The 17493-nt window shown below is 67.0% G+C and carries 11 protein-coding genes; 5 read left to right on the forward strand and 6 right to left on the reverse strand.

Features of this window, described 5'->3' with window-relative positions; translation table 11 throughout:
* The first annotated feature begins 347 nt into the window (after window positions 1-347).
* The 4 genes from IB258_RS09155 (at window position 348) to IB258_RS09170 (ending at window position 6569) form a co-directional block, all read left to right on the forward strand.
* A complete protein-coding gene (locus IB258_RS09155) occupies window positions 348-1535 on the forward strand; it encodes an efflux RND transporter periplasmic adaptor subunit (RefSeq protein ID WP_054457433.1) in 1188 nt (395 codons plus the stop codon).
* Between the two features lies 1 nt (window position 1536).
* A complete protein-coding gene (locus tag IB258_RS09160; protein ID WP_192352499.1) occupies window positions 1537-3495 on the forward strand; it encodes a MacB family efflux pump subunit in 1959 nt (652 codons plus the stop codon).
* Between the two features lie 5 nt (window positions 3496-3500).
* Complete coding sequence (locus tag IB258_RS09165) at window positions 3501-4940, forward strand: efflux transporter outer membrane subunit (protein WP_175159402.1); 1440 nt, start codon at window positions 3501-3503, stop codon at window positions 4938-4940.
* Window positions 4941-5738: 798 nt separating this feature from the next.
* Entirely contained in the window at window positions 5739-6569 is an 831-nt protein-coding gene (locus IB258_RS09170) for a ThiF family adenylyltransferase (RefSeq protein WP_054457429.1), read from the forward strand.
* An 8-nt stretch (window positions 6570-6577) separates the two neighbouring features.
* Here IB258_RS09170 and IB258_RS09175 read toward each other — a convergent pair whose 3' ends face one another.
* The 3 genes from IB258_RS09175 to IB258_RS09185 are packed head-to-tail and all read right to left on the reverse strand — an operon-like array spanning window position 6578 to window position 8642.
* Window positions 6578-6889, reverse strand: a complete 312-nt coding sequence (locus tag IB258_RS09175) for a non-heme iron oxygenase ferredoxin subunit (protein WP_054457428.1) — start codon at window positions 6887-6889, stop codon at window positions 6578-6580.
* A gap of 17 nt (window positions 6890-6906) precedes the next feature.
* Window positions 6907-7380, reverse strand: a complete 474-nt coding sequence (locus IB258_RS09180) for a nuclear transport factor 2 family protein (RefSeq protein ID WP_054457426.1) — start codon at window positions 7378-7380, stop codon at window positions 6907-6909.
* A gap of 2 nt (window positions 7381-7382) precedes the next feature.
* Complete coding sequence (locus IB258_RS09185) at window positions 7383-8642, reverse strand: aromatic ring-hydroxylating dioxygenase subunit alpha (RefSeq protein ID WP_054457613.1); 1260 nt, start codon at window positions 8640-8642, stop codon at window positions 7383-7385.
* 210 nt (window positions 8643-8852) lie between these two features.
* On the opposite strand from IB258_RS09185, the gene IB258_RS09190 reads away from it, so the two are divergent.
* Window positions 8853-9755, forward strand: coding sequence for a LysR family transcriptional regulator (locus IB258_RS09190; RefSeq protein ID WP_054457424.1), 903 nt, complete (start codon window positions 8853-8855; stop codon window positions 9753-9755).
* Here IB258_RS09190 and IB258_RS09195 read toward each other — a convergent pair.
* From IB258_RS09195 to uvrA, 3 genes are all read right to left on the reverse strand, one after another.
* The gene (locus IB258_RS09195; RefSeq protein ID WP_054457422.1) at window positions 9752-10384 is read right to left on the reverse strand and encodes an aminotransferase class IV family protein; all 633 of its coding nucleotides are present in this window, start codon (window positions 10382-10384) and stop codon (window positions 9752-9754) included. The two genes, IB258_RS09190 and IB258_RS09195, sit on opposite strands and share 4 nt — an antisense overlap.
* A gap of 96 nt (window positions 10385-10480) precedes the next feature.
* Complete coding sequence (locus IB258_RS09200; RefSeq protein WP_192352500.1) at window positions 10481-11617, reverse strand: aminodeoxychorismate synthase component I; 1137 nt, start codon at window positions 11615-11617, stop codon at window positions 10481-10483.
* Window positions 11618-11622: 5 nt separating this feature from the next.
* Window positions 11623-17385, reverse strand: coding sequence for an excinuclease ABC subunit UvrA (gene uvrA / locus IB258_RS09205; protein WP_192352501.1), 5763 nt, complete (start codon window positions 17383-17385; stop codon window positions 11623-11625).
* Between the last annotated feature and the right edge of the window lie 108 nt (window positions 17386-17493).

Here is a 17493-nt window from a genome sequence, read left to right on the forward strand (position 1 = left end):
GCAGCGCCGCAAACGTATTTTGGCGCCAATCGCATGATGGCGGCTATCTAGGGGCGAAGTCGCATGCTTATGGCGCAAGATGGCGGCACGTTCGCCGCATCTGCGTGCGAGGGCTTGCGTGGGTGATGGACAAAGCGTTGTATCGTTCATGCAACGGAACAATCACGCGAACCTTGACGTTCCGTTCCGCTTTACTGTTTTTCACCGTTTCGCCACAGATCGTCGATGGTTCGGACGCACTAGACGTTTAGGATGTGCAGGCAGCGTGGGCAAGCCTCCCCTTGTCCGGTCCGCAATTCGCAATACCGGCGCTGGCTCGATTTCCAGCGCCACATCCGACAGGTTCAATGAAAAAGTCTCGCAGCAAGTTCAAGCGCTACGCCCTGATCGCCGTTTTTCTGCTTTTAGCCGGGTTCGGCGTGCGCGCCGCATTCTTTTCCGCGCCGCCGCCGCCCACTTTCGCGGTGGCCGAGGTCACCCGGGCCGACCTTGAAGACAGCGTGCTGGCCAGCGGTACCATCGACGCCATCGAACGCGTCAGCGTCGGCGCCCAGGCTACCGGCCAGCTCAAATCCCTGAAGGTGGCGCTGGGCGACCGCGTCAAAAAGGGCCAGTTGGTCGCCGAGATCGACGACATGACCCAGCAGAACGAGCTGCGCAACGCCGAGGCCGCCTTGCAGACCCGGCGCGCCGAGCGGGCCGCCAAGGTCGCCACGCTGAAGCAGGCCGAGCTGGCCTTCCGCCGTCAGCGGCAGATGCTGGCGGCCGACGCCAGTTCGCGCGAGGCCTACGAGAGCGCCGAGGCTACGCTGGGCGTGACCCGCGCCGAAATCGCCTCGCTGGATGCGCAGATCGCGCAGGCCGAGATCCAGGTCGACACCGCCCGGGTCAACCTGGGCTATACGCGCATCGTCTCGCCCATCGATGGCATGGTGGTCGCGGTGGTGACCAAGGAAGGACAGACCGTCAACTCGATCCAGAGCGCGCCCACCATCATCAAGGTGGCCCAGGTGGACACCATGACCATCAAGGCGCAGATCTCGGAAGCCGACGTGACCCGCGTGAAGCCCGGCCTGCCGGTGTACTTCACCATCCTGGGCGAACCCGACGAGCGTTACCGCGCCGCCCTGCGCGCCGTGGAGCCGGCGCCGGATTCGGTGCAGAAGGACGACGCGGCGTCTTCGCTTACCGGATCGACCAGCGGCAGCTCCACCACCGCCGCCGTCTACTACAACGGCCTGTTCGACGTGCCCAATCCGGACGAGAAGCTGCGCATCTCCATGACCGCCCAGGTCTTCATCGTGCTGGGGGAGGCCAAGAACACGGTCGTGGTGCCGGCCTCGGCGCTGGGCAAGCGCGGCGAGGACGGCCGCTACGCCGTGCGCGTGGTCCTGAAGGACAACAAGACCGAAACGCGCCAGGTCAGGATCGGCATGAACAACAACGTCCAGGCGCAGGTGCTGGAAGGGCTGGAGGTGGGCGAGCGCGTCGTGTCGGCGGATGCCGCGCCGGCCGCGGCTGCGCCGGGGGCCTGACATGAGCGGGCCTTTGATATCGCTCACGGGCGTGCGCCGCGAGTTTCCCGCGGGCGAACAGACCATCGCGGTGCTGAAGGACGTCAACCTGGCTATCGAGGCCGGCGAGATGGTGGCGATCGTGGGTGCGTCCGGGTCGGGCAAGTCCACGCTCATGAACATCCTGGGTTGCCTGGATCGCCCCACCCGCGGCGAGTACCGGGTCGACGGGCGCAGCACGGGCGAGCTGGACCCGGACGAACTGGCCGAGCTGCGCCGCGAGCACTTCGGCTTCATCTTCCAGCGCTACCACCTGCTGTCCGATCTGACCGCGCAGGGCAACGTCGAGGTGCCGGCCGTCTACGCCGGCAAGCGGCGCGAGGCGCGCCTGGAACGCGCCGATGAACTGCTCAAGCGGCTGGGATTGGGCGACAGGTCCGGGCACCGGCCCGGCCAACTGTCCGGCGGCCAGCAGCAGCGCGTCAGCATCGCGCGGGCGCTGATGAACGGCGGCGACATCATCCTGGCCGACGAGCCGACCGGCGCGCTGGATACGCACACCGGCCAGGAAGTGCTGCGCATCCTGGAAGAACTGAACGCGGCCGGCCACTCCATCATCATCGTCACGCACGATATGAATGTGGCGCGCCACGCCCAGCGCATCATCGAGATCAGCGACGGCGAGATCGTCGCCGACAAGCGCAATCCCGACGCGCCGCGGCGCGAACGCGTCAAGGAAGATGCGCCGGCGCTGGCCGCGCGGCCTGTGTGGCAGGCCTACCTGGACCGTTGCCGCGAGGCTTTGCGCATGGCGTTGCTGGCGATGAATGCGCACCGGCTGCGCACCTCGCTGACGATGCTGGGCATCATCATCGGCATCGCGGCCGTGGTGTCGGTGGTGGCGCTGGGCGAAGGCTCGCGCCGCAAGATCCTGGACGACATCAGCGAGATCGGCACCAACACGGTGGAGATCTTTCCGGGCAAGGACTTCGGCGACGAGAAGGCCGTCAATATCCGCACCCTGGTGCCGGCCGACGCCGACGCCCTGGCGCGCGAATCCTATGTGGACAGCGTCACCCCGGAAGTCTCCACCAGCAACACGCTGCGCTATCGCAACGTGTCGGTGACCGGCGTGATCCAGGGCGTGGGCGAGCAATATTTCCGCGTGCGCGCCATCAAGCTGGCCCAGGGCAAGTTCTTCGACGAGACCAGCGTGCTGCGGCGTGCGCAGGAAGTGGTGATCGATGACGCCACCCGGCGCAAGCTGTTCGGCTCGCATACCGAGCCCATCGGGCAGGTGGTATTCCTGGGGTCGATGCCGGCGCGCGTGATCGGGGTGACGCAAAAGAAGGAAACCGTCTTCGGCAGCAATGATTCGTTGAACGTGTGGGTCCCCTACACCACGGCGCTGTCGCGCGTGCTGGGCCAGCAGCATCTGAAAAGCATCACGGTGCGCGTCAATGACGCCTCGCCGCCCGCCGCGGCGGAGCAGGCCATCGTGCGCGTGCTGACGCGGCGCCACGTGACCAAGGATTTCTTCGTGTTCAACACGGACGCGATCCGCAAGACCATCGAACGCACCACCGCCACCATGACGCTGCTGGTGTCCATGATTGCCCTGATCTCGCTGATGGTCGGCGGCATCGGCGTCATGAACATCATGCTGGTGTCGGTGACCGAGCGCACCCGCGAGATCGGCGTGCGCATGGCGGTGGGGGCGCGGCGCAGCGACATCATGCAGCAGTTCCTGATCGAAGCGGTGCTGGTGTGCCTGATAGGCGGCGCCATCGGCATCGTGCTGTCCCTGGGGCTGGGCGTGCTGGTGTCCAAGGCCACGGGCGGGTCGTTCCAGATGATCTATTCCACGACATCGATGGTGGCGGCGTTCAGCTGCTCGACGCTGATCGGTGTGCTTTTTGGCTATTTGCCGGCGCGCAATGCCGCGCGCCTGGATCCCGTCGAGGCCCTGGCCCGGGAATGAGGAAGATGAAAGCGGTTTCCCTGATCTGCAAACCTGCCGCCCTGGCGCTGCTGCTGGCCCTGGCCGGCTGCGGCAGCCTGCTGCACACCGACTACGAGCCGCCGCTGACGTCCATTCCAGCCGCCTGGACCCATGCGCCCGCAGGCGACTTCCAGGCCGGGCCGCTGGCCGATGGCGGCCAGTGGTGGCGCAATTTCAACGACCCGACGCTCAACGGTCTGGTCGACGCCGCGCTGGCGCGCAACAACAACCTGGCCGCCGCCGCGATCCGCGTGCGCCGGGCGCAGTACCAGGCTGGAATCACCGAGGACAAGCTGCTGCCGCAACTGGGCGGCAACGCCAATGTGACGCGCAACCGCAATCTGTACGGCGATCGCGCGATCTCTCGGACCAACGCGGCGGAGTTGACTGTCAGCTACGAAGTGGACCTGTGGGGCAAGCTGTCCAGCCAGCGCGACGCGGCGCAGTGGGATGCGCTGGCGACCGAGCAGGACCGCCAGAGTGCCGCGCTGTCCCTGGTGGGCACCACGGCCACGCTGTACTGGCAGACCGCCTTCATCAACCAGCGCATCGCCAGCAGCGCCGAGAGCATCGCGTACGCACGCAGGACGCAGGACCTGGTGCGCGCCCAATACGCGGCGGGCGGCGCGTCGGCGCTGGAAATGGCCGAGGCTGAACAGACCGTGGCCAGCCAGGAAGCCGCTCATACGCTGCTGGTGCAGCAACGGGTGGAATACGCCAACGCCCTGACCATCCTGTTCGACGGCCCGCCGGACCGCATGATGGCCGACCCGGCGCGATTGCCGGGCTATCCCTTGCCGCAAGCGCGCGCCGGCGTGCCGGCCGACCTGCTGGGCCGCCGTCCCGACTTGCGCGCCGCCGAGCTGCGCCTGCGCCAGTCCCTGTCCACCGTCGACGCAACCCGCGCCAGCTTCTACCCGCCGTTGACGCTGACCGGCGCCTTGGGAAGTTCGAGTCCCACGTTGTCCGATGTCCTGAAGAACCCGGTGGGCTCGCTGGGGGCGGCGCTGACGCTGCCGTTCCTGCAATGGAACCAGATGCAGCTCAACATCAAGATCTCCAAGGCCGACTACGAAGAGCGGGTGGTGAATTTCCGGCAGGCGCTGTACCAGGCGATGGCGGACGTGGAAAACGCGCTGTCCAATCGCACGCAACTGCGCTTGCAGGCAGAGCAGCTGGACGCGTCTCTGCGCGCGGCGCGCGAGGCCGAGCGTCTGTACGAAGTGCGCTACCGGGCGGGGGCGGTGCCGTTGAAGGACTGGCTGGACGCGCAGGAGAAGCGGCGGGTGGCTGAGGTTTCTCGGGATGAGAATATGTTGAATCGGTTGGTGAATCAGGTGACGGTTTATCAGGCGCTCGGGGGGGATGATGTTGTTGGCGGTGGTGCTGCTGAGTCTGCTGCTGGCGCAGCGGCGGGTTCTTAATCCGTCTGGCGCGTCGGTGCGCTGGGGCGCGCGGGGCAACGATTGCGGTCCGGAGCGTTCGCTCCGGACTTGCCTCGGCGGCCCCCCCCCTTCGTCATCGTCGTCCAGGCCTTCGGCCTTCCCTTCCGATTCCCTCGGGCTTATCGACGCCCCGCGCATCGCAGGCCCCCGACGCGCCAGGCTCCGCTTTTGAAGCTTGACGTCAGCTGGGGCGATTGGTCTTCGTAGGGTTCTCGCCGACGGTGGAGGTGGGCGATGGTCTTGCGGGGCCCGCCCCAGGCCGGCCGCCCGGGCGGCCTTTTGGGGCTTACGCGGCGTCTTGCGATTGGTGATGCCGCTGTGCGCTGATGATGATCTGCGCTTGAGCAGGAATCGTTGCTGGGCGACGGATTGCATATGAGTGCATGCCTGCACCCGCGCGCAGCGCCATCCGTACAACTGACTGCAACCATATGCCAAAGAAGGCCGCCCGCGCGGCCGTCTTTGGCGTCCCCGCAAGATCTTTCTCTCTTCCTCGTCGGGGAGAAGAACGCCAAGCACACCACCCGTCCCAGCGACCGGCAAGATTCAATCAGCAGAGCCTGGCGCGGCGGCGCCTGGGGTGGCGCGGGGCGTCGATAAGCCCGAGGGAATCCGAAGGAACCGCCGGAGGCGGTGACGAGGATGACGCAGGGGAAGTCCGGAGCGAACGCTCCGGACCGCAATCGTTGCCCCGCGCCACCCCGGGCGCCGCCGTGCCAGGCGTCTCAAGAACCAGCACCCGTCCCCCAACACCCGCCTGCAATAAAATACACCCCCATGAACACCCCAGAACCCCAAGCCGACCTCGACCGCCGCTTCGGCAGTCTTTCCCGCCTCTACGGCCCCGAAGCCCCGACCCGCCTGCGCAACGCCCATGTGGCAATAGCAGGCCTGGGCGGCGTGGGTTCCTGGACCGTCGAAGCCCTGGCGCGCTGCGGGGTCGGCGCGTTGACGCTCATCGACCTGGACCACATCGCCGAATCCAACGTCAATCGGCAGATCCACGCTTTGACCGAGACGCTGGGCCAGTCCAAGGTCGATGCCATGGCCGAGCGCGTGCTGGCGATCAATCCGGAATGCCGGCTGACGCGGGTGGATGACTTCGTTTCGCCCGAGAACGTCGCCCAGGTCCTGCCCGGCCCGTATTCGGTCATCATCGACTGCACCGACCAGGCCGCGGCGAAGATCGCGATGATCCTGCATGCGCGCGAAATCGGCGTGCCCATGCTGTTGTGCGGCGGCGCTGGAGGCAAGACCGATCCGCTGGCCCTGCGCGCCGGCGACCTGTCGGCTGCGGTCAACGATGCACTGTTGTCCAAGCTGCGCAACAAGCTGCGCCGCGAACACGGCTTTCCGCGAGCTTCCGATCAGAACGGCAAAGCACTGAAGCGCGTGCCGAAGATGGGCATCCATGCCCTATGGTTCGACCAGCCCGCCATCCTGCCCGACGCCTGGACTCGCCCCACGGAAGGCGAGGACGACATGGGCGCTTCGGGCCAGACCCTGGCGCCGCAAGGCCTGTCCTGCGCCGGCTATGGCTCGGTCGTGACCGTCACGGCCGCCATGGGCATGGCGGCCGCCAACGAGGCGCTGCGCCTCGCGGTCTGACAAAGACGCTACAACGCCACGAACACCACGCCGTCCTCGATCCTGACCGGATAGGCGGCAATGTTCTCGCGCAGCGGCGAACAGAGCGCGCGCCCGTCGCGCACGTCGAAGCGCCCCTGATGCAGCGGACATTCGATCTCATGCCCCTCTAGAAAGCCGTCGCACAGCCGCGCATTGCCGTGCGTACAGAGATTGGCGGTGGCGTAGACCTCGCCGTCCACGCCATACAGCGCGATCTCGCGGCCGCCGGCCTGCACGGCGATGACGTCGTCTTCAGGCACCTCGTCCCGCGCGATGGCCTTGATCCATTGCGTGCTCATTGCTGTCGTGTCCTTTCTCAGATGGGGTAGATAAGCGAATTCGGCACCAGCTCGCTGTCGAAGATGCAGAGCCGCGATTCGAACTTGAGCCCGTCGGGGCCGCGCCGGACCACGTCCAGATAACGGCCCACGTTGAACACCGTGGTCAGTTGGCTGGGCTTGGTGCGGAACACGGCGTAGTTGGCCTCGGACTCGATGCGGTCGCCCTGTACCGACAGCACTCGCGGCGCGCCCACCACGTGGCGCTGGTAGTAGGGATCGTGGAAGATGGTGTCGGTGGCGCCGTAGATGCGGTCCTTCAGCATGCCGCGGCTTTCGAAGGACATGGTTGCCAGCGGATAGCCGCGCTCGTGGTTCTCGCGCGGCAGCACCTTGTACACGCAGTCTTCCAGGAAAAACTCGGGCCACTTTTCCCATTGTTCCGCGTCCAGCGCGGCGGCGTAGTCGTTGTACAGGCAGGTCAGTTGGTAGTAGAGGGGAAAGTCCAGCATCGTCAGGCCTCCATGACCCGACGCCAATACGCGTACATGCCGCGGATCAGCGTTTCCGTGACCATGTGGTCGGTGTTTTCGGCGGTCTTGCCGCCCAGTTCCGCCACGCTGCGGTGCCAGGGCTTCTGTTCGAAGCCGGATTGCGAGAACTCGATGACCTCGCCGTCGTCCGCCGACACGAAGCCCGCCGGGCCGAACAGGTTGGCCTGGCGCAGCCGGCGGCGCGTCATCTCGGGCGTGTCGTCGGCGAAACCGAAGTGCGTCCAGACGAAGTCGAAGGCGTCGTGGCCCACTGGCTGGATGTGGCGCGTGGACAGCGAGTTCACCTGCTGCTGGATGATGACGCTGGGAAATAGCGTCATCAGCACGGCGGTGGGGCCGTTCCACCAGGGCTCCGGCACGATGTCGAGAAAGCGGTCGTCGTTCAGCGACATCTGCTCCTTGAAGCTGGACACGCCGCTGGTCACGCTGCCCTTGCCGCCCTGGCCGCGCGTCGAGATCATGGCGGCGTGGCGCAAGTGCCGGTCCATCTTCAGCTCGGAGCGGTTGTCGGCCCGCCACAGGCCGAAGGTGACGAACCAGGTGTGCAGCAGGCCCGGATGATACGGATCCTTGATGTTTTCCTGCATCAGCTTCCAGTTGCCGGGGATGCGCTGGCGGCTGTAGCCGTGGATCACCAGTTCGCGGCCGTCGAAGACGCGGTCGAAATAATGCAGGATGTCCGGCCCCAGATAATCCTCCAGCGGCTCGACGTCGTGGTCGAACGAGGCGAACACCACGCCGTTGCGGCAGGCCACGGCCAGCTTGGTCAGGCCGTGCTCTTGCGGGTTGAAGTCGGGCGGCATGCCGCCGTTGACCTTGCCGTCCTGCTTGACGCCGCGGCGGAACGGCACGCCGATCAGATTGCCCTGCAGGTCGTAGTTCCACTGGTGGTACGGACAGACGAATTCGCTGCGGTTGCCCGAACGTTCGCGGCAGAACTGCACGCCGCGGTGGGCGCACACGTTTTCCACCACGCGCACCTGGCCGTCGTTGTCGCGCAGCAAGATGACAGAGCGTTCGCCCACCGCAGTGCGCTTGAAGTCGCCCGGGTTCGGGATCTCGGCTTCCAGGCCCACGTAGCTCCAGTGCGCGCGGTAGAAGAACCGCTCCATTTCGCGCTGATGCAGGGCGGCGTCGGTGTAGACGCCGAAGGGGATGCGGTGGGATCCGTCGTCCTGCCAGCGCGGGGCGAATTGGATGGGCTGCTCGGGGGCGTTCATGATCCGCTCCGGCGACAGGGCGCGGCGGCGGACAGCGTACAGGTACGCATGGCGTGTCTCCTTGGTTCGGCGGACCGCGGGCTCGATCCAGCAGAGCCGGCGCGGCATGGGCGCTGGCGTTTTTTGCATCATCGGGCAGAAGGTGAAATAAATAAATAGAATCTTCTTGATGAGATAAATCACCAGAATCAATATTGGTGGAGACAGCCCATGAACCTGCAAGACGTGGACCTGAACCTGCTGGTCGTCTTCAACGAACTGCGCAAGCACGGCCGGGTGTCGGCCGTGGCCGAGAGCCTGGGCATCTCGCAGCCGGGCGTCAGCAATGCGCTGGGCCGGCTGCGCAAGCTGTTGGGCGACGAGCTGTTCCTGCGGACCTCGCGCGGCATGGTGCCCACGCCTTACGCGCAGGATCTGGCGCAGCCCATCGCCGCCGCGCTGGAGGCGCTGCATAGCACCCTGAACGCGCGCGCCGCGTTCGACCCCGCGCATAGCGGTCGTGCCTTCGTGATCGGCGTGAACGACGTGGGCGAGACCTATTTCCTGCCGCGGCTGATGCGCGCGCTGGACCGCGCCGCGCCCGGCGTCACGGTGCGCACCGTGCGCACCACCTCGATCGACGTGAAGGACGAGATGGAGCGCGGCCGCATCGATCTGGCCATGGGCTTCCTGCCCGATTTGAAGAGCGGCTTCTTCCAGCGGCTGCTGTTCCGCCAGCCCTATGTGTGCATCTTCCGCCGCGACCATCCGCTGGCGCGCACCGGGGTCTCGGCGCGGCAGTTCCGCGCGGCCGAGCACGTGGCCATCGCCTCGGAAGGCACCGGCCACGGCGTGGTCGACCAGGTGATAGGGCAGGCCGGCATCCGGCGGCGCCTGCGCCTGACGGTGCCGCACTTCATTGCGGTGGGGCCGGTGCTGGCCGCCACCGACATGATTGCCGTGGTGCCGCAGCGCTTTGCCGACTGCGCCTGCGGTCCGTTCGGCCTGGCAACCGCGCCCTGTCCGGTGAAGATCCCGGAGTCCGTCATCAATGTGTTCTGGCACGCCCGCAACCACCGCGAGCCCGCCAACCAGTGGCTGCGGCAGGTGGTGGTCGACGAGTTTGCGGATTAAGTGTCGCGCAGCGTTACCGGAAACCAGCCGCGCAGCGCATTGGACAGGCGGATTTCCTCGGCGGCATGCAGGTCGGCCAGGGTCAGGACGCGTTCTTCCACCTTGCCCGTTTCGAGCAGTTCGGCGCGCTGCACGCCGGGCAGGCAGCCGCTGTCCACGGGCGGCGTGTACCAGTCGCCATCCAGGCGCAGATAAACGTTGCTGCGGCTGCCTTCGCAGAGTTCGCCGCGCTCATTCAGGTAGAGCAGATCGAAGATGTGCGGATGCGACGGTAGCCATTCGATGGTCTTGGTGTACCAGGGGCGGTAGGTGGTCTTGTAGCGCAGCAGCGGTTCGGATGAACGCAGCGCTTCGGGCGCCAGCATGGCTTCCTGTGCGGGTTGCAGGGGCGGCAGCGGCGCGGTCTGGATGTTGCGGCTGCCGTCGCGCGCCACCAGCAGGCGCAGCCGGTGCGGCCCCGGCGTGGCCAGGCCCAGCGCGGTGATCATGATGTCGGCTTCGACGGCCCGGCCTCCCCAGCCGTAGCCCAGGGCCTTGCAGGACGCTTCCAGACGCTTGAGGTGGCGCCCCAGCAGTGGCACGCGTCGTTCGGCATCGACCAGGATGGTCTCGATCAGTTCGGGTTGCATGGGACTCTCCTGGCGTAAAGGCGCGCTGCGGCCGCGCTCTATCCTACTACCGATGGCGGCCGGCGCGCAGGGGCGCCGGACATCCGGACTGTGGCCTCAGGCCCGCAAGATCCGGGCCTTCCAATGGCATTCCTGCCATTCCTCGGCCGGGTCGGAATCGTGCACGATGCCGCCGCCCACGCTATAGATGCCGTGGCCGGTGTGGTCCAGCACCAGGGTGCGGATGGCGACGTTCAGCGAGAAGTCGCCGTCCGGCGCCAGCCAGCCGATGCTGCCACAATACAGGCCGCGCGGCGCTGTTTCCATCTGGCGGATGCGGCGCATGGCCGCGACCTTGGGGGCGCCGGTAATGGAGCCGCAGGGAAACAGCGCGCACAGCACCTCTTCCAGCGAGGCGTGCGGCGCCAGCGCCGACACTGTGGACGTCATGGTCCAGACGGTGGGATAGCGCTCCAGCGAGAACAGCGCGTCGACCCGCACCGAGCCTGGCTCGGCCAGCCGGCCCAGATCGTTGCGCAGCAGGTCCACGATCATCAGGTTTTCGGCGCGGTTTTTTTTGCTGGCCAGCAGCGCCTGGCCCAGCCGTTCGTCCTCGGCCGGATCGGGGTCGCGCGGGGCCGTGCCCTTCATCGGGCGCGTGGTCAGGCGCGGGCCGTCGCGGCGCACGAACAGTTCGGGCGAAAACGACAGCACCGTGCGTTCGCCGTCCTGGATGAACGCGCCGTGCGCCACTGGGTTGCGGGCGGCGATGCGCCGGTACAGGGTGGCCGCGTCGCCCTGGAATTGCAGGTCCAGCGGCTGGGTGTAGTTCACCTGATACAGCTCGCCGTCGCCGATCAGGCCGCGGATGGCTTCGATCTGGCGCACGTAGTCGACCTCGGTCATGCGCGGCGTGGGCAGGCTGATGGCGGCTGGCGCGCTGTCTGCATCCGGCGCGTCCCAGGGCGCTTCGTCGTGCTTGCTTTCGAATGCAAGCGCCGTCAGGCGTGGCCTGCCGTCGTCGCGCGGCGGCGTCCAGGGGCCGGCGGGCGGCGCCAATGCGGCTTCGGGCAACAGCCATTCGCCCAGTTCGTAGTCCAGCAACAGGGCGATCCAGCGCCCCTGCCGTCGCTGCGCCTCGATGGCGGCCAGGGCCGGGGCGACCTCGGCGGCGCAGCGCGCCTCGATCCGCGAGCACAAGCCCTCGAATCGCAGCGCGCGGCCGGCCAGCCGGTCTTCAAAGCGACATTCCATGCTTCTTACTGCTGTTGATGTGCCAGGAATTCCTTCAGGACCCGCCCGGTATGGGAATGGTCGCTCAGGGTCATGACGTGTTCGGGCGAGCCTTCGCCCACCAGCTTGCCGCCGCCCGTGCCGCCTTCGGGGCCCAGGTCCAGCAGCCAGTCGGCTTCGGCGATCACGTCCAGGTTGTGCTCGATCACCACCACAGTATTGCCGGCTTCCACCAGCCGGTGCAGCACGTGGATCAGCTTTTCCACATCGGCCATCGACAGGCCGACGGTGGGCTCGTCCAGCACGTACAGCGTATGCGGGATGCGCGAGGCGCGGCCGGTCTTGATCAGACCGTCGGTGAGACGGGCCTTGGACAGCTCGGTCACCAGCTTGATGCGCTGCGCTTCGCCGCCTGACAGCGTGGGCGAGGGCTGCCCCAGCGTCAGGTAGCCCAGACCCACGTCCTGCATCAGCTGCAGGGGACGATGGATCTTGGGATGCGCGGCGAAGTAGCCGATGGCGTCGTCCACTTCCATGGCCAGCAGTTCGCCGGCGTTCTTGCCGCGCATCTGCACGCTGAGGGTGTCGTTGTTGAAGCGCGCGCCGTTGCAGGCGTCGCAAGGCACCTTCACGTCCGGCAGGAAGTTCATCTCGATGGTGCGCATGCCCTGGCCTTCGCAGATCGGGCAGCGGCCGTCGCCGGTGTTGAACGAGAAGCGCGCCGCGGTCCAGCCACGCATGCGCGATTCCCGGGTGTCGGCGAACTGCTTGCGCACGTCGTCCCAGAAACCCACATAGGTGGCCGGGCAGGAGCGCGGCGTTTTGCCGATAGGGGTCTGGTCCACTTCCAGCACGCGGTCGATGGCTTCCCAGCCCTTGATGCTGTCGCAGCCGGCCCAGCCCGGCGCCTTGCCTTGCGACACGGCCTGCATCAGGTTGTCCAGCAGCACTTCGCGCGCCAGCGTGGACTTGCCCGAGCCCGACACGCCGGTCACCACGCTCAGGCGGCCGACCGGGATCTTCGCGTCCACGCTGCGCAGGTTGTGCAGGCGCGCACCCTTGATCTCGATCATGGGCGTGTCGGCCTCGACCGGCCGGCGGCCTTGCAGAGGATGCTGCAAGGGCTTGGCCAGGTAGCGGCCAGTGACCGATTCGGGCGCTTCGATCAGGTCCTGCGCGCTGCCCTGGGCCACCACGCGGCCGCCGCGGATGCCCGCGCCCGGACCGATGTCGATGATGTGCGAGGCGCGGCGGATGGTGTCGTCGTCGTGCTCCACCACCACCAGCGTGTTGCCGTTGCCTTCCAGGCGCGCCAGCGCGTCCAGCAGGATGCGGTTGTCGCGCGGATGCAGGCCGATGGTCGGCTCGTCCAGCACGTAGCAGACGCCCTGCAGGTTGGAGCCCAGCTGCGCGGCCAGGCGGATGCGCTGCGCTTCGCCGCCGGACAGCGTCGGCGCGGCCCGGTCCAGCGCCAGGTAGTTCAGGCCCACTTCCTGCATGAAGTTCAGGCGTCCGCGGATTTCCGTCAGAATGTCGCGGGCGATCTCGCCTTCGCGGCCGCGCGCCACCAGTCCGGTGAAGAAGGTATGCGCGTCCGACACCGGCAGCGAGGCGAGTTCGGCGATGGACTTGTCGCGCCAGCGCACGGCGCGGGCCACGCGATTCAGGCGGTCGCCATCGCACTGGGTGCAGACCTTGGCCTCGCCTTCGTACCACGCGTTCCAGGCGGTTTCCTCGCCGGTCTGCTCTTCATCGAAGCCTTGCAGCTGCAGGCCGGTGCCGTAGCAGCCCGTGCACCAGCCATGCTTGGAGTTGTACGAGAACAGGCGCGGATCCGGTTCGGGGAAGCTGGTGCCGCAGGACGGGCAGGCGCGCTTGACCGAGAAGTGCTGCTGCTGGAGGTCGCTGTCCAGCGCCTCGTGCAGCTTGTTCACAGGCCAGACCACGGACATCACGCCCTGGCCGTTTTCCAGCGCGTTCTTGACCGCCGCGCGCAGCTCGGCCTCGTTGGCCGGATCCACGACCACGTCCGCGATCGGCAGTTCGATGGTGTGTTCCTTGTAGCGGTCCAGGCGCGGCCAGGGCGCGACGGGAATGAACTCGCCGTCCACGCGCAGGTGCGAGTGGCCCTTGGATCCGGCCCATTTGGCCAGGTCCGTGTAGTAACCCTTGCGGGCCGTGACCAGCGGCGCCAGCAGGCCGATGTGCACGCCCTTGTGCTCGCGCAGCAGACGCGCCACGATCTGGTCGGTGTTCTGCGGCTCCACCGCCACGTTGCAATCCGGGCAGTATTGCGTGCCCAGCTTGACGTACAAGAGGCGCAGGAAGTGATGGATTTCAGTCATCGTTGCCACGGTGGACTTGCGTCCGCCGCGGCTGGTGCGCTGCTCGATGGCGACCGTGGGCGGGATGCCGAAGATGGCGTCCACGTCCGGTTTGCCGGCCGGCTGCACGATGGCGCGGGCGTAGGCGTTGAGCGATTCCAGGTAGCGGCGCTGCCCTTCGTTGAACAGGATGTCGAAGGCCAGCGTGGACTTGCCCGAACCGGACACGCCGGTGATGACGGTGAACTTGTCGCGCGGGATTTCCACGCTTACGTTCTTCAGGTTGTGTTCGCGCGCATTGCGGATTTCGATCGCCATATTGGCCTGGCGGCGCTCGCGCATCAGGGACTGCAATGGGCGGCCGACGTCCGCGTTGTAGGTTTCGCCGGGCTCGGCGATGCGGGCCGTCAGGCCGGCCTGCTCGACTTCCTGCGCGTCGGCGTCGGTGCTTACCACCACGTCGGCCGGCAGGATGCTGACTTCGTAGTCGCGCAGGGCGGCGCCCGTATGCGATTTGGGGTTGTCCATCAGGTCCTGTGGCGTGCCGGTGCCGATGACCAGGCCGCCGGCGTCGCCGCCTTCGGGGCCCAGGTCGATCAGCCAGTCCGCCGCGCGGATCACGTCCAGGTTGTGCTCGATCACCAGCAGCGTGTGGCCGGCGGCCAGCAACTTGCGGAACGCGCGCATCAGTCGCGCCACATCGTCGAAGTGCAGGCCGGTGGTGGGCTCGTCGAACAGGAACAGGCTGCCCTTCTTGGCGACCTTGGCGGTGGAGATGCCGCTGCGTGCGGCTTCGGCCAAGTGGCCGGCCAGCTTCAGGCGCTGAGCCTCGCCGCCCGACAGGGTGGGCACGGGCTGGCCCAGCCGCACGTATTCCAGGCCCACGTCGGCCAGCGGCGCCAGGCCCGTCTGCACGTCGCGCAGGCCCTTGAAGAAGTCCAGCGCCTCGCTGACCGTCATCTCCAGCACTTCATCGATGGACGCGCTCTTGCCCAGATGCTCGACGCGCACTTCCAGCACTTCCGGGCGGAAACGCTTGCCGTCGCAGTCCGGGCAGCGCAGGTACACGTCCGACAGGAACTGCATTTCCACGTGTTCGAAGCCGGTGCCGCCGCAGGTGGGGCAGCGGCCGTCGCCGCCGTTGAAGCTGAACGTGCCGGACGTGTAGGCGCGCTCGCGCGCCAGCGGTGCCTGGGCGAACAGCTTGCGGATCGCGTCGAACGCGCCCACATAGCTGGCCGGGTTGGAGCGCGCGGTCTTGCCGATAGGGGTCTGGTCCACCATGACCACATCGGCGATCTGTTCGGCGCCCAGCAGGCGCTCGAAGGCGCCCGGCGCTTCCGATGGCTTGCCCTTCTGTTTGAGCAGGGCGGGGTAGAGCACGTCCTGCACCAGCGTGGACTTACCCGAGCCGGACACGCCGGTCACGCAGACCAGGCGGCCCAGCGGCAGCTCGACGGAAACGTCTTTCAGGTTGTGCGCGCTGACGCCTTCCAGCAGCAGGCGCGGCGTGTTCGCCGCCACCGGCATGGGGCGCGGCGCTTCCACGCGCTGGCGGCCGCCCAGGTAGTCGCCCGTCAGCGTGCGCGCCGAGCGCAGCTGGGCCGGCGTGCCGTCGAAGACGATCTGGCCGCCGCGTTCGCCGGGGCCGGGGCCGATGTCGATGATGCGGTCCGCGGCGACCATGACCTGCGGATCGTGCTCCACCACCACCAGCGTGTTGCCGGCGTTGCGTAGCCGGTGCATGACTTCGACGACGCGGTGCATGTCGCGCGGGTGCAGGCCGATGGAGGGTTCGTCCAGCACGAACAGGGTGTTTACCAGCGAGGTGCCCAGCGCCGTGGTCAGGTTGATGCGCTGCACTTCGCCGCCAGAAAGCGTTCGGCTCTGGCGGTCCAGCGTCAGGTAGCCCAGGCCCACGTCGCACAGGAACTTGAGGCGCGCGCGCACCTCGGTCATGAGCAAGTCGGTGGCGGCGTCCAGCGCGCCTGAGAACGACAGCGTGTCGAAGAAGGTCCGCACCCGTTCGATGGGCAGCAGCATCACGTCATGGATGGACAGGCCGCCCAGGTTGTCGAGCTGCTCGCGGCTCCAGTTGGCGCTCACCGGCATGAAGCGCTTGTAGCGGCCGTCTTCCGGCGGCAGCACGGTGTCGGCTTCTTCCTTGGTGCCCAGGCGCCAGAGCAGCGCGTCGGGCTTGAGGCGCGCGCCATTGCAGGTGGGGCAGGGCGTGTAGCTGCGGTACTTGGACAGCAGCACGCGCACGTGCATCTTGTAGGCCTTGGTTTCCAGCCAGTCGAAGAAGCGCTGCACGCCGTACCACTGGTGCTTCCAGGCGTCGTTGCCGCCCTTCCAGTCGGGAGTGCCATAGAGCACCCAGCGCTTGTGCTCTTCGCTCATTTTTTTCCAGGGCACGCCCAGCGGCACGCCGGCCTTGGGCGCGTATTTCTGAAGTTCGTCCTGGCATTCCTTGTACGACGGCGTGGTCCAGGGCTTGATGGCGCCTTCCAGCAGGGTCTTGTTTTCGTCCGGAATGACCAGGCCGAAATCGATGCCGATCACGCGGCCGAAGCCGCGGCAGGCCTCGCATGCGCCCAGGGGCGAGTTGAACGAGAAGCTGCTGGGCAGGGGATCGGTGTATTCGATGTCGCAGTCGGCGCAATGCAGGCGGTCGCTGTACTTCCAGATGTGGGCGTTGCCGCCCTCGGCGTCCATGACGTACACGGCCAGGTGGCCGGCGCCCATGCGCAGCGCCGTGTCCAGCGCTTCCATGATGCGTTCGCGTTCGGTGCCGGCGAAGCGGAAGCGGTCCTGCACCACGTGCAGGATGCGGCGTGATTCAGTGCTGCCTTTTGCGGCCTTGGCCTTCTTGGAGCCCTTGGCCGGGGCGGCTGTGCGCGGCGCGGCGTTTTCCTCGGCGTGCACGCGGGTGTAGCCCTGCTGCTCCAGGAAGCCGCGCACTTCCTCTTCGGTGAAGTTGGCGGGAACGGCAATGGGAAAAGTCACCACCAGCCGCGGATCGCCGGCGGCGGCGGCGCGTTCGGCCAGCGAGTGGTACACGGAATCCGGCGTGTCGCGCCGCACCACCTTGCCGCACCCGCGGCAATACAGTTTGGCGCCGCGCGCGAACAACAGCTTCAGGTGGTCGTTCAGTTCCGTCATCGTGCCGACCGTGCTGCGCGAGCTGCGCACCGGATTGGTCTGGTCGATGGCGATGGCGGGCAGGATGCCTTCGATGCGGTCCACCTGCGGCTTGTCCATGCGGTCCAGGAACTGGCGCGCATAGGGCGAGAAAGTTTCCACATAACGCCGCTGCCCCTCGGCGTACAGGGTGTCAAAGGCCAGCGAACTTTTGCCGGACCCCGACACGCCGGTCACGACGACGAGTTCGCCGGTGGCGATGGTCAGGTCCAGGTTCTTGAGATTGTTCTGGCGGGCGCCAACGATGCGAATTTGGGAGCTCATGGACGGTATCGTAGCCTGAGGGGAGAGGCCTGCCCGAGCGACAACCCATCGCTGGTTCCGAGCGCGGCGATATGGAATAATTGACTATATTGTGAGTCATGAGTCCAA

Origin of the sequence: Achromobacter sp. ACM02 (assembly GCF_014851605.1) — a bacterium.
In the GTDB taxonomy this organism is placed as follows: domain Bacteria; phylum Pseudomonadota; class Gammaproteobacteria; order Burkholderiales; family Burkholderiaceae_B; genus Achromobacter; species Achromobacter aegrifaciens.